Annotated in this window: 13 protein-coding genes and 1 other annotated feature; of the genes, 12 read left to right on the top strand and 1 reads right to left on the bottom strand. The window is 50.9% G+C overall.

The annotated features are described in order from the left end of the window. Positions 1-2 precede the first annotated feature (2 nt). The 8 genes from purD to ACYVUT_RS07195 all read left to right on the top strand — a co-directional run bounded on the left by purD (position 3) and on the right by ACYVUT_RS07195 (position 8,735). Positions 3-1,268, top strand: coding sequence for a phosphoribosylamine--glycine ligase (gene purD, locus ACYVUT_RS07230; protein ID WP_484501754.1), 1,266 nt, complete (start codon positions 3-5; stop codon positions 1,266-1,268). Positions 1,269-1,648: 380 nt separating this feature from the next. Continuing rightward, entirely contained in the window at positions 1,649-2,842 is a 1,194-nt protein-coding gene (locus ACYVUT_RS07225) for an ABC transporter substrate-binding protein (RefSeq protein WP_439775982.1), read from the top strand. A 61-nt stretch (positions 2,843-2,903) separates the two neighbouring features. Continuing rightward, positions 2,904-3,782 (top strand): branched-chain amino acid ABC transporter permease, encoded by an 879-nt coding sequence (locus ACYVUT_RS07220; RefSeq protein WP_439775983.1) that lies wholly within the window; start codon positions 2,904-2,906, stop codon positions 3,780-3,782. A 14-nt stretch (positions 3,783-3,796) separates the two neighbouring features. Next, entirely contained in the window at positions 3,797-4,771 is a 975-nt protein-coding gene (locus ACYVUT_RS07215; protein WP_439775984.1) for a branched-chain amino acid ABC transporter permease, read from the top strand. 15 nt (positions 4,772-4,786) lie between these two features. Beyond that, positions 4,787-5,563: an ABC transporter ATP-binding protein gene (locus tag ACYVUT_RS07210; RefSeq protein ID WP_439775985.1), complete on the top strand. Its 777-nt coding sequence runs from the start codon at positions 4,787-4,789 to the stop codon at positions 5,561-5,563. Positions 5,564-5,567: 4 nt separating this feature from the next. After that, positions 5,568-6,272 (top strand): ABC transporter ATP-binding protein, encoded by a 705-nt coding sequence (locus ACYVUT_RS07205; protein WP_484502051.1) that lies wholly within the window; start codon positions 5,568-5,570, stop codon positions 6,270-6,272. Between the two features lie 157 nt (positions 6,273-6,429). Beyond that, a complete protein-coding gene (locus ACYVUT_RS07200) occupies positions 6,430-7,581 on the top strand; it encodes a trans-sulfuration enzyme family protein (RefSeq protein ID WP_484500450.1) in 1,152 nt (383 codons plus the stop codon). Between the two features lie 26 nt (positions 7,582-7,607). Then, positions 7,608-8,735: a trans-sulfuration enzyme family protein gene (locus tag ACYVUT_RS07195; RefSeq protein WP_484501753.1), complete on the top strand. Its 1,128-nt coding sequence runs from the start codon at positions 7,608-7,610 to the stop codon at positions 8,733-8,735. Positions 8,736-8,777: 42 nt separating this feature from the next. Here ACYVUT_RS07195 and ACYVUT_RS07190 read toward each other — a convergent pair whose 3' ends face one another. Continuing rightward, positions 8,778-9,134, bottom strand: a complete 357-nt coding sequence (locus ACYVUT_RS07190) for an arsenate reductase family protein (RefSeq protein WP_439774811.1) — start codon at positions 9,132-9,134, stop codon at positions 8,778-8,780. A 146-nt stretch (positions 9,135-9,280) separates the two neighbouring features. After that, positions 9,281-9,357 (top strand) — a sequence feature (ribosomal protein L21 leader region). A 16-nt stretch (positions 9,358-9,373) separates the two neighbouring features. Here ACYVUT_RS07190 and rplU point away from each other — a divergent pair. From rplU to efp, 4 genes are all read left to right on the top strand, one after another. Continuing rightward, positions 9,374-9,685, top strand: a complete 312-nt coding sequence (rplU, locus tag ACYVUT_RS07185; RefSeq protein ID WP_003618434.1) for a 50S ribosomal protein L21 — start codon at positions 9,374-9,376, stop codon at positions 9,683-9,685. 15 nt (positions 9,686-9,700) lie between these two features. Further along, on the top strand, positions 9,701-10,000 hold the full coding sequence (gene rpmA / locus ACYVUT_RS07180) for a 50S ribosomal protein L27 (protein ID WP_201331855.1): 300 nt from the start codon (positions 9,701-9,703) through the stop codon (positions 9,998-10,000). Positions 10,001-10,144: 144 nt separating this feature from the next. Next, on the top strand, positions 10,145-11,251 hold the full coding sequence (locus ACYVUT_RS07175; RefSeq protein ID WP_484501752.1) for a M24 family metallopeptidase: 1,107 nt from the start codon (positions 10,145-10,147) through the stop codon (positions 11,249-11,251). Between the two features lie 69 nt (positions 11,252-11,320). After that, a complete protein-coding gene (gene efp, locus ACYVUT_RS07170; protein ID WP_035174949.1) occupies positions 11,321-11,887 on the top strand; it encodes an elongation factor P in 567 nt (188 codons plus the stop codon). Positions 11,888-11,900 lie beyond the last annotated feature (13 nt).

Raw genomic sequence — 11,900 nt, 5'->3', positions numbered from 1 at the left:
AAATGAAAGACAAGCTAAAAATTTTGGTAGTCGGGTCTGGTGGCCGGGAATTCGCCGTCGCCCGCGCTTTGAAGAAGAGCCCGCACGTTGCTGAAGTCTTCTGTGCTCCGGGCAACTCCGGCATGGCCGCGATCGGCGTTAAAGCCACTGGCATTCCAGAAGATGATTTCAAGGCCTTGAAGGACTTTGCTATTAAGGAAGATATTGCCTGGACCTTTGTCGGGCCGGAAGATGCCTTAGTAGCCGGGATCGTTGACTACTTCCACGCTTTTGACTTAAAAGTCTTCGGTCCAAATGCCAGAGCAGCCCAACTGGAAGGGTCAAAAGACTATGCTCTGCAGTTCATGGAAAAATACCAGGTGCCGCACCCGCGCTACGAAACCTTCCAGACGGCGGAAGCCGCGATTAGTGCCGTGCCAGACTTTGGCCTGCCAGTCGTTTTGAAAGAAGACGGCCTGGCTGGCGGGAAAGGCGTGGTTATCGCTGAAGACCAGGAAACGGCAGAAAGTACTTTGACGGAAATGTTTGCCAAGGGCCAAAAGCAGGTTGTTCTTGAAGAATTCCTGGCTGGTCCTGAATACTCCGTCTTTGCCGTCATGCAAGGCGGCAAGTACCGTCTCCTGCCCCTGGCTCAAGACCACAAGCGGGCCTATGACGGCGATAAGGGGCCAAACACTGGCGGGATGGGGTCATACAGCCCGGTTCCGCAGTTGAGTCAAGCAGAATACCAAGAAATCGTTGACCAGTTGGTTGAGCCAACGGCCAAGGGCCTTCTTGCAGGCGGCTATGACTACCACGGCGTTTTGTACCTGGGCCTCATGATGACCAAGCAGGGGCCGAAGATGATCGAATACAACGTCCGTCTTGGCGACCCGGAAACGGAAGTTGTATTGCCACGCTTGAAGAGCGACTTTGCTGAACTGGTTGATGCAAACGTAAATGACGAGGAAATGCCAGCCGTTGAAGAAAAGGATGAGGCAGTCCTTGGCGTCATTTTGGCCGCTGAAGGCTATCCGAAAAAGCCGCTTAAGGGGCAAAAACTGGGCCAATTGCCAGCAGAAGAGGGCATTTACGTTGACTATGCCAACGTAACCGGCCCAGCTGACGATTTGGCTGGCAGCGGCGGCCGGATCTTGATGGTTCGGGCAGAAGCTGCTGACTTAAAAGAAGCGCAAGAGCACGTTTATGCCTACCTGGCCAAGCTGGATATCCCGCAGACTTTCTACCGGCGCGATATCGGCTACCGGGCAACCGGCAAGAAGTTTTAAAGTTAGAAAAAGGAGCCACCCGCTCCTTTTTCTTTTTGCCTAAAAACAAAAATTAAACAAAAATGATAAATGAGCTTGACATTAAGACAAAAGTTAAATAAAATAAAAGCAACTTAAAATTAAAAGGAGCTGAGAATTATGAAATGTCAAATGTGTCAACAAATGAATAATGCCATGCTGTTCTCAGCTGCCGTCATTACTCTCTTGCAAATTATGTAGAGCTCTGTGTGAGCTCTTCTTCGTCTGCATTTGTGAGTGAGCTCAATGATCCGGATTAAGAGTCTTCACTCACGAGATGAGTGAAGACCTTTTTAATTTAGGTTTAAGTGATAATCAAGAATCAGAAGTCTAATATATTTGATTGAAATGGGGAAACCGTCATGAAATTTAAGAAAGCTTTCGGCTTAGCAGCCGCAACTATGATGTCCGCCGCAGCCCTGACCGGTTGTGCAACCGCCAAGACCAGCTCAACTGCCGGCAACAAGTCCAGTGACAACACGATCAGAATCGGGGTCAACCTGGAACTTTCCGGTTCAGTTGCCAGCTACGGCCAGCAAGAAAAGAAGGGGGTTGCTTTAGCTGCTCAAGAAATCAACAAGAAGGGCGTCAAGATCGGCGGCAAGACTTACAAGGTTAAGCTGTATATCAGCGATAACAAGTCATCCACTTCAACTGCCGCTTCTGTAGCTGCCCAAATGGCCAACAGCGACAAGATCGTTGCCCAAGTCGGCCCGGCAGCTACGGCTTACGCTACTGCTTCAATCGCCAACCTGACCAAAGCGGGCGTGCCAATGGTTGGTCCATCAGCAACCGCTGCTGAATTCACTCAAACCAAGAGCGGGCAGACGCAAAAGTACGCTTTCCGTGCTTGCTTCATCGACCCGTTCCAAGGCAAGAAGGCTGCTGACTTCATGTACAACACTTTAAAGAAGAAGAGCGTGGCCATCATGGCTGACAACTCAACTGACTACGGTACTGGTCTGACCAAGTCCTTCACTAAGGAATTCAAGAAGCTGGGCGGCAAGATCGTCACTACCCAATACTTCCAATCAGGTGACAAGGACTTCAACTCAACCCTGACTACCATTAAGGGCAAGAAGCCAGAAGCAATCTACCTGCCAGGCTACTACACTGAAATCGGTCTGGTCCTCAAGCAGGCCCGGGAAATGGGCTTAAACGTTCCAGTTGTTGGTGCTGACGGCATGGGCTCACCAAAGCTTGCCCAAATCGCCGGCAACAAGAACGCAACCAACGTTTACTACACTACCCACTTCTCAACCAAGTCCAAGGAACCAGAAGTTGTTAAGTTCCTGAAGGCTTACAAGGCTAAGTACGGTGAAGAACCGGCAACCTTCAGCTCCCTGGCTTACGACTCAGTTTACATGATCGTCGACGCTGCCAAGAACGAAGGCGAAGTATCTTCAAGCGCTATCCAAAAGGGCCTGGCAAACCTGAAGAACTTCAAGGGCGTAACTGGGAACATCACTATGGACTCCAAGCACAACCCGCAAAAGTCAGTCGTTGTTGAACAAATGACCAACGGCAAGGTATCAAAGGCTTACACGGTTAAGTAATTAATTTTGGATTTGATAATTTAGCCGGTAATGCCACAGGCAAGTCAAGGAGGTTTTAAACTTGCAAACATTTTTCCAGCAATTGATAAATGGGCTCTCCCTCGGCAGCATTTATGCTTTGCTGGCTTTGGGATACATGATCGTTTACGGGATCTCAAAGCTGCTTAACTTCGCTCACGGGGACGTCTACATGCTAGGTGCTTACTGGGGTTACTACACGATCAACTACCTGCACTTTGGCTTTATCACCGCCTTGATCACGGCTATGATTGTCTGTGGCTTGGCCGGCGTGATTATTGAAGCAGTTGCCTACCGGCCGCTGAGAAACGCGCCCCGAGTTGCTGCTTTGATTACGGCCATTGGTGTTTCATTCTTCCTTGAAAACGGGATGTCCTACCTGGTAACTTCAGACACGCGGAATTTCCCTCAGGTCATCAAGCGGAAGACTTTTGACCTGGGCGGGGTAACGATTTCCAACATTCAGCTGATCATCCTGGTTACTACTTTAGTTTTGATGCTGGGTTTGATGTACATCATCAACTACACCAAGACCGGCCGGGCCATGCGGTCAGTTTCAACTGACTACGACGCAGCCAGCTTGATGGGGATCAACATCAACCATACTGTTTCTATTACTTTCGCCCTGGGCAGCGCCCTGGCTGGGGCAGCCGGCGTTCTGATCGGCTTGTACTACAACTCAATTGACCCACTGATGGGGATGACGCCAGGGATCAAGGCCTTCGTTGCCGCCGTGCTCGGCGGGATCGGGTCCATCCCAGGGGCAGCTGTCGGCGGCTTCTTGATCGGTCTTTTGGAAACGGCCGTCCAGGCCATGGGCTTCTCAGCCTTCAGAGATGCGGCCGTCTACATCGTTTTGATTGTTATCCTGCTTGTCCTGCCGGGCGGTCTGTTTGGCAAGAAGCAAGTTGAAAAGGTTTAGGAGGAAGAAGTCAGATGAAGAAAAACTGGAAATACAATCTTTGCTGGCTGATCCTCATGGTGGCAGGTTTTTACCTGATCAACACCTTGATGCTGACCGGCGTGATCAATACCTTCATTGAAAACATGCTGGTAACGATTGGGATCAACATCATTCTGGCGGTCGGGTTGAACCTGGTCATCGGCTTTTCTGGTCAATTCTCATTGGGTCACGCGGGCTTCATGGCCCTGGGGGCATACGCCACCGGGATCATGACCCAGACGATGAACTCGGCAGGCGGCTTTTACCTGTCGATTCTGGTCGGGGTGGTTCTCGCGATTGTTGTTGCCCTCTTGGTCGGCATTCCGACCCTGCGTCTGCACGGCGACTACTTCGCCATCGCGACGATGGGGGCAGCGGAAATTATCAGAATCGTGATCAACAACATGAAGATCACCAACGGGGCAGCTGGTCTGTTTAACATTCCTCAGTTTGCGACCTGGGACGTGGTTTACATCTTTGTCTGCTTGACCACGATCGTGACTGTCAACTTTATTCACAGCCGGGACGGCCGGGCGGTTATTTCCATCCGGGAAAACGAAATCGCGGCTGAAGCCATGGGGGTCAACACGACTAAGTGGAAATTGTCAGCCTTCGTTTTAGGGGCAGCAACAGCTGCTATCGCGGGTTCCCTGTACGCTTCATACCTGCAGACAATCGTTCCGTCCAGCTTCGGGATCATGGAATCAATCAACATTTTGATCTTCGTGGTTCTTGGCGGTCTGGGCAGCATCACCGGGACCTTCGTGGCCACTACCCTCTTGGGTGTTTTGGACGCGGCTCTGCAAAGCCTGGGCGTTTTGCGGATGGTCTTCTACGCGGTAGCTTTGATCATCATCATGATCTTCAAGCCAGGCGGTTTGTTTGGCAAGTGGGAATTTTCTTTCAAGCGCCTTTTGACTAAAAAGCAAGACGGCGACATGAAAGAAGCCGGAAAAGAAAGCAAGTAGTGAGGAGGAACTGAAATGACAGAAGCTTTAAGCGCGGACCACATCACCAAAGTCTTTGGCGGTTTGACCGCGGTCGACGATGTTTCTCTGCACGTGGGCGAAAAAGAACTGGTTGCCTTGATCGGGCCTAACGGGGCCGGGAAGACTACCTTCTTCAACTGCCTGACCGGGGTGGCGCCAGCCACCACTGGTACGGTCAAAATCGGTGGCCAAGAAGTTAAGAAAAATACCAAGGCCTACAAGGTAGCGCAGATGGGTATTTCCAGAACTTTCCAGAACATCCGCCTCTTCAGCCAGTTGTCCGTTTTGGAAAACGTGCTGATTGCCTTGACCAACCATTACAAGGAAAATTTCTTGACCGCGGTTCTCCGGCTTCCAGCTTACTATAAGACTGAAGATGCCATGGAAGAGCGGGCCAAGGAATTGCTGAAGGACTTTGACCTGCAGGATGTCATGTACTTCCCTGCTGGCAGTCTCCCATATGGGACCCAGCGGAAGGTTGAAATCGTCCGGGCTCTGGCAACTGACCCAAAGATCATCTGCCTGGATGAACCAGCTGCCGGGATGAACCCGGAAGAAACGGCTGATTTGACCAGACTGATCAAGCGCCTGCAGACTGAATACGGGATTGCCGTCCTCTTGATCGAGCACGACATGTCCCTGGTCATGAACCTGGCGGAAAGAATCTATGTTTTGGCTGAAGGCAAGCTGCTGGCAACGGGGACGCCAAGTGAAATTCAAAACAACGAAGCCGTAATTAACGCATACCTCGGAGGTGGAGCAGATGCCTAAAGAAATTTTAAAAGTCGACCACCTCTCAGTCAATTACGGGGCGATCAAGGCCGTCCGCGACGTCAGTTTTGACATCAAGGAAGGCGAAATCGTGACCTTGATCGGGGCCAACGGTGCCGGCAAGTCGACTATTTTGAAGACGATCTCTGGCCTCTTGAAGCCGGCTAACGGTGATATTGTCTTCCTGGGCCAGTCCTTGTCCAAGCTGACCGCGCCAAAGATTGTGGCTGCCGGGATTTCCCAGGTGCCAGAAGGCCGGCGGATTTTCGCCGGGATGACGGTTAAGGAAAACCTGCAGCTGGGCGCTTACCTCAGAAAGGACAAAGATGGGGTGGAAAAGGACATGGAAGCCATGTTCAAGCGTTTCCCGATCTTGAAGGAAAGGCAAAAGCAGGATGCCGCCACTCTTTCCGGTGGTGAACAGCAGATGCTGGCCATGGCCCGGGCCTTGATGGCGCGGCCAAAGCTGCTCTTGCTGGATGAACCTTCCATGGGTTTGGCGCCAATCTACATTCAAGAAATTTTTGACATTATTAAAAGTATCAACAAGGAAGGCATGACTGTTCTCTTGATCGAGCAAAACGCCCGGCAAGCCCTCAGCATTGCCAACCGGGGCTACGTTTTGGCTTCAGGCGAAGTCAAGATGACCGGCAGCGGGCAGGACCTGCTCAGTGACCCGGCCGTGCAAAAGGCCTACCTTGGCGGCTAATAAATCTGACCTCTGAAATTAGGATCCTAATTTCGGAGGTTATTTTTTCTTCAATTTTCGTTTCTATGAAAAGCCTGCTCCTTCGGGTATAATTAAGCTTAGATTAAAGAAAAGTTCTGATGATGAGATTAGACTTAATACAAAAAGGAGGAAAAAGATGGCGGGATTTAACACGCGGCTGGTTCACCAGCCAAGGCAAGACGACAATCAAACAGGAGCCGTGGCCGTGCCGGTTTACAAGGCGACCACTTTTGCCTATCCAAAGATCGGGGCGGAAGTAAAGTATGACTATTCCCGGTCGGGCAATCCAACCAGAAATGCCGTTGAAGAGCAGCTGGCCAGCTTAGAGGGCGGCGACCGGGCCTTTGTTTTTGCCAGTGGGATGGCGGCGATTCACGCGGCTTTGGCGATTTTTGAAGCAGGTGACCATATCGTCATCGGTGATCAGATCTATGGGGGCACCTTCCGGATTGTCTACCAGTACTTCAAAGACCGGGGCTTGGATTTCACGGCGGTTGACACCAGGGATTTGGCGGCAGTGGAAAAAGCGATCCAGCCTAATACCAAGGCAATCTACTTTGAGCCGGTGACCAATCCGCTCTTGCAGGTGACCCCGGTTGAGGGAATTGCCAAATTAGCTCATGAGCACGGCATTCTGGCCATTACCGACAACACTTTCCTCAGTCCTTATCTTTTGCGGCCGCTTGAATACGGGGCAGACCTGGTCGTGCACAGCGCGACCAAGTACCTGGCCGGCCACTCCGACGTTAGTGCCGGGGCCGTGATTGCCAAGGGAGCAGAGCTGGCAAAGCGGGTTTACTTTGTGCAAAATGCCATCGGCGGGATTTTGTCGCCGGAAGATTCCAATGAGCTGGCCCGGGGAATCAAGACCTTGTCACTGCGCTTAGACCGGCAGATGGAAAATGTCCTGGCCATTATTGCCTTTTTGAAAAAGCAAGCTGGAATCGACAAGATCTACTATCCAGGTGATCCAGACTTAGCTGGTTATGAGGAGCTGCGTAAAGAAGCCAAGGGGGCTGGCGGTGTCTTCTCCTGTGAACTGGACGACGAAGCTTATGACCCGGTAGCTTTTGTCAATAGTTTGCAGCTTTTCAGCCTGGCTGTAAGTTTGGGCGCGGTTGAGAGCCTGGTCGAACTGCCAAGCAAGATGAGCCATGCTGAATTGTCAGAAGAAGAGCAGCTGGCTGCCGGAATCAAGCCAGGACTGATCCGCTTCGCCGTGGGCATTGAGGACGCGGATGACTTGATCGCCGACATTGCCCAGGCCCTGGCAAAGGCTAAAAGATAACGGATTTGAGGAAATGGAGAAAAAAGATGACAGAAAAAGATACCCGGTCTTTTGAGACCATCGTGGCGGAAGCTGGCAGCATTAAAGACGGAGCTAATCCGGTTGCCCAGCCCCTATACTTGTCGGCCTGTTACCGGCACCCGGACTTGGACCAGGCGGTCAACTTTGACCGCTTGCAGGGCTTCACTTATTCCCGGGTGGAGACCCCCAACCGGAAAACAGTGGAAGAAACCCTGGCCAAACTGGAAGAAGGATGCCAAGCTTTCGCGGTAGCCAGCGGGATGGCAGCTGTTCAGCTGGTCTTGAGCGTTTTGAAGACCGGGGATGAAGTAGTCAGCTTAGACGACCTTTACGGGGGCGACTTCCGCTACTTCCGCCACCTGGCAGACCACTTCCAGATCAAGTTCAAGCTCTGGAACGGGGAAGCTCTGGACTCATTAAAGGAACTTTTGACGCCAAAGACGAAGCTGGTCTGGCTGGAAACTCCGTCAAACCCGATGATGAAGAGCGTGGACATCCAGGCCGTGGCAGATGCCGTTCATGACTATAATCCAGACATCCTGGTGGCTGTTGACAATACTTTTTACACGCCATATTACCAAAAGCCCTTGACCCAAGGGGCAGACGTGGTTATTCACTCAGCTACCAAGTACCTGGGGGGCCATAACGACATCTTAGGCGGGATCGTGGTGGTCAAGGATCCGGTCTTGGCCGACTTTTACTTCCAATACACGATCACGGTTGGCGATACCATGTCGGCTTTTGACAGCTGGCTTTTGACCAGAAGCTTGAAGACTCTTCCTTTAAGAATGCAGCAGCACACGGCCAGCGCGAAAAAAATTGTTTCCTTCTTGGAGCAGGCGCCGCACGTGGAAAAAGTCCTCTACCCGGGCAAGGCGGGGATGATCTCCTTTTATTTGGACAGCGACGAAGAAGTCGACCGAGTTCTGAGGAGCGTCAAGCTGATTACTTTCGCGGAAAGCCTGGGCGGGGTAGAAAGCCTCTTGACCATTCCTTACTACCAGACCCATGACGACGTTGAAGAAGACCAGCGCCTGCGGCTGGGGATTACGCCGCGGCTTTTGCGGCTCTCAGTTGGCCTGGAAAACGCGGATGACTTGATTGCTGACCTGACCCAAGCCTTAGGGGAATAAAAGAAATAAAAAACAAGTTCCGGAAGTCGGAACTTGTTTTTGCTATTTCCAGGTCTGCTCATAGACCTCTTCTTTAAAGCCGCAGGTTAAGTGCTGGTCATCAACGACCAGGGGGCGCTTGATCAGCTTGCCGTCTTTAGACAAGAGGTCAGCTGCTTCTTCCAGAGTCATGTCCGGCAACTTGTCTTTCAGGCCCATTTGCCGGTAGTGCTGGCCGCTGGTATTGAAAAAGTAGCGCAGGCCGCGGTCTTGGTACTTGGTCAGCCAGGACAAGAGCAGGTCTTTTTCAGGCGGAGTCTCCACCAGGTCCTGGAAGTCATAGCTGATGCCGTTGTCGTCAAACCACTTCTGGGCTTTGCGGGAAGTGGAGCAGCGCTTGTATCCATAGAATTTTGGCATATTTTTCCCTCGATTTCTTCCTTACAAATTATCTCTTTTGAGTTTAACGCAAAAAATCTGGCAAAAACAGGAATTTGCCTGGCAAAAGACTTGAGCAAGGCGGGCAAAGCGTGCTATACTAACAGAGTTGCAATTTGAGTGATACCTCGATTCTGCAACCGCGCAGATAAGGTTGACAAGCCTGCTTTGGGCAGCACCTTTGATGGCGAGTCTAAGTAATTTTATACGGAGGTGTACTAATGTACGCAGTTATTAAGACCGGTGGCAAGCAATACAAGGTTGCCGAAGGCGAAAGTATCTTCGTTGAAAAGCTTGACGTACAAGCTGGCGAAGAAGTTGTTTTTGACCAAGTTATCCTGGTAGCTAATGGTGACGACGTTAAGGTTGGTACTCCATTAGTTGAAGGTGCTAAGGTAGTTGCCAGTGTTGACAAGCAAGGCAAGGAAAAGAAGGTTGTAACTTTCAAGTACAAGCCAAAGAAGCACTCACATTCTAAGTACGGTCACCGTCAACCTTACACCAAGGTTACTGTTAAGAGCATCGAAGCTTAGTAAGAGGTGAACACTATGATGATGAACATTCTTTCAAACGCAAAGTTACTCGCCCACCACAAGGGTGGTGGTTCAACTGCCAACGGTCGTAACTCAGCTGGTCGTCGTTTGGGCGCAAAGCGTGCCGACGGTCAAGAAGTACACGCTGGCTCAATCATCTACCGTCAACGTGGTACTAAGATCCACCCAGGCAAGAACGTTGGCCGCGGTGGCGACGACACTTTGTTCGCATTGACTAACGGTGTTGTTAAGTTCGAACGTCTTGGCAAGTACAAGAAGCAAGTTTCTGTTTTGCCAGTAGAAGACGCTGAATAATCAAGCCGGCAAAGGAGCAGACAGCCCAGCTGCCTGCTTTTTTCTTGCCCTTTTTCAAGGGAAAGCATGTTTAAGCCCTTGATCTTTTGTATAATAAAAGCATCATGAACAAAAGCTTAAAAGCTGCAGAAAAGGATGGTGCTTATGAGCAAAAACAATGAATTGTTAAGTCTGCTGACCAGACGGATCAAGGAAACTGCTGACTTGATCAAGGACAAAGACGCGGATGCTTTGCTGGTTTTCAACCGGGCAAACTACCGCTACTTGACCAACTTTACAGGTGAAGAAGCCCAGCTGATCATTACCAAAAACGGCGACCGGGTACTTCTGTCAGACTCCCGTTTTGCCCCGCAAATCGAAGCCCAGGCTGTGGGTGAATTGAAGGTGGTCATGAAGCATGGACGTGAAGCTGCTGAAATCGCGGCAGAAGTCAAGAAACTGGGGGTCAAGAAGCTCTTAGTCGAAGCAGAATTCGTTTCTGCTTATGAATATGACGCGATCAAGGCCCAGCTGCCAGATGTTGAGATGGTCATGGCTGCTGAAATCGTGGAACGGGTCCGCAATGTCAAGGATGACCTGGAACTGGCTACTCTCAAGAAGGCGGTTGAAATTTCGGAAAGAGCATTTGAAGAAGTTCTGCCAATGCTCAAGCCGGGCGCTAAGGAAAGAGACGTGGGCGCCAAGCTCGACTACCTCTTCAAGTTATACGGCGGCGACGGCCCGGGCTATGACTCAATCATCGCTTCCGGTCCGCGGTCTTCCTGGGCTCACGGGGTGGCCAGCGACCGCTTGATGCAAGAGCATGAACTGGTCGTAATTGACGCGGCCGCCTCATACAACGGCTACACCGCCGACATTACCAGAACTTACGCTTTGGGCAGCGTGGAAGACGAACTGGAAAAGATCTACAAGATCGTTTTGGAAGCCCAAAAGCGGGGGATTGCTGCCGCCGTTGTCGGGGCAACTGGCAAGGATGTTGACCAGGCAGCCCGGGGCTACATCAATGACGCTGGTTACGGGCAATACTTCGGTCACGGGATTGGCCACGGGATCGGCCTGGAAATCCACGAAATGTGCCAGCCGGAATTTTTGTTCAGCCAGACGACCCTGGAAAATGGAATCGTGCACACGGTTGAACCAGGCATCTACCTGCCGCAAGGCGGGGTCCGGATCGAAGATGATATTTTGGTTAACGGCGACACGCCGGAAGTTTTGTCAACTTTGCCAAAGGACGAACTCATTCACCTGTAAGATTATTTTTATGGTAAAATTTAGTGTTTATTGGTACAATTTAAGATGTAGAAATGGGGGATTTACCAGATGACAATGATTTCTGTTAACGAATTCAAGAACGGCCTCACGATCGAATACAACAACGACTTGTGGCGTATCGTTGAATTCCAGCACGTTAAGCCAGGTAAGGGTAGTGCCTTCGTTCGTTCAAAGCTGAAGAGCTTGCGGACCGGCGCTGTTCAAGAATACACCTTCCGTTCAACTGCCAAGGTTGAAACGGCCGACATTCAAACCCGGCAAATGCAATACCTTTACAACGACGGTTCAAGCTATGTCTTCATGGACACGGCAACTTACGAGCAATTGGAAGTGCCGAACGCCCAGATTGACCAGGAAGCCAAGTACCTGAAGGAAAACATGATTGTGAACATTATTTCTCACAATGGTGAAACCTTGGGTCTGGACCTGCCAAACACGGTTGACCTGGAAGTCGTTGAAACCGAACCAGGCATCCGCGGCGATACCTCATCAGGTGGTGGTAAGCCAGCTACGATGGAAACCGGTTTGGTTGTCACCGTGCCATTCTTTATTAACGTTGGTGACGTGCTGACGATCAACACTAGTGACGGTTCATACGTATCACGTTCTAAGTAGTAGTTTTCGAGGT

It is taken from the genome of Lactobacillus sp. WILCCON 0059 (assembly GCF_057197985.1).
This window is presented reverse-complemented; position numbering and strand designations above follow the sequence as displayed.

Coding starts and splice junctions, on each gene's coding strand:
- purD (WP_484501754.1), top strand. CDS start 3: ATGAAAGACAAGCTAAAAATTTTGGTAGTCGGGTCTGGTGGCCGGGAA.
- ACYVUT_RS07225 (WP_439775982.1), top strand. CDS start 1,649: ATGAAATTTAAGAAAGCTTTCGGCTTAGCAGCCGCAACTATGATGTCC.
- ACYVUT_RS07215 (WP_439775984.1), top strand. CDS start 3,797: ATGAAGAAAAACTGGAAATACAATCTTTGCTGGCTGATCCTCATGGTG.
- ACYVUT_RS07210 (WP_439775985.1), top strand. CDS start 4,787: ATGACAGAAGCTTTAAGCGCGGACCACATCACCAAAGTCTTTGGCGGT.
- ACYVUT_RS07200 (WP_484500450.1), top strand. CDS start 6,430: ATGGCGGGATTTAACACGCGGCTGGTTCACCAGCCAAGGCAAGACGAC.
- ACYVUT_RS07195 (WP_484501753.1), top strand. CDS start 7,608: ATGACAGAAAAAGATACCCGGTCTTTTGAGACCATCGTGGCGGAAGCT.
- ACYVUT_RS07190 (WP_439774811.1), bottom strand. CDS start 9,134: ATGCCAAAATTCTATGGATACAAGCGCTGCTCCACTTCCCGCAAAGCC.
- rplU (WP_003618434.1), top strand. CDS start 9,374: ATGTACGCAGTTATTAAGACCGGTGGCAAGCAATACAAGGTTGCCGAA.
- rpmA (WP_201331855.1), top strand. CDS start 9,701: ATGATGATGAACATTCTTTCAAACGCAAAGTTACTCGCCCACCACAAG.
- ACYVUT_RS07175 (WP_484501752.1), top strand. CDS start 10,145: ATGAGCAAAAACAATGAATTGTTAAGTCTGCTGACCAGACGGATCAAG.
- efp (WP_035174949.1), top strand. CDS start 11,321: ATGACAATGATTTCTGTTAACGAATTCAAGAACGGCCTCACGATCGAA.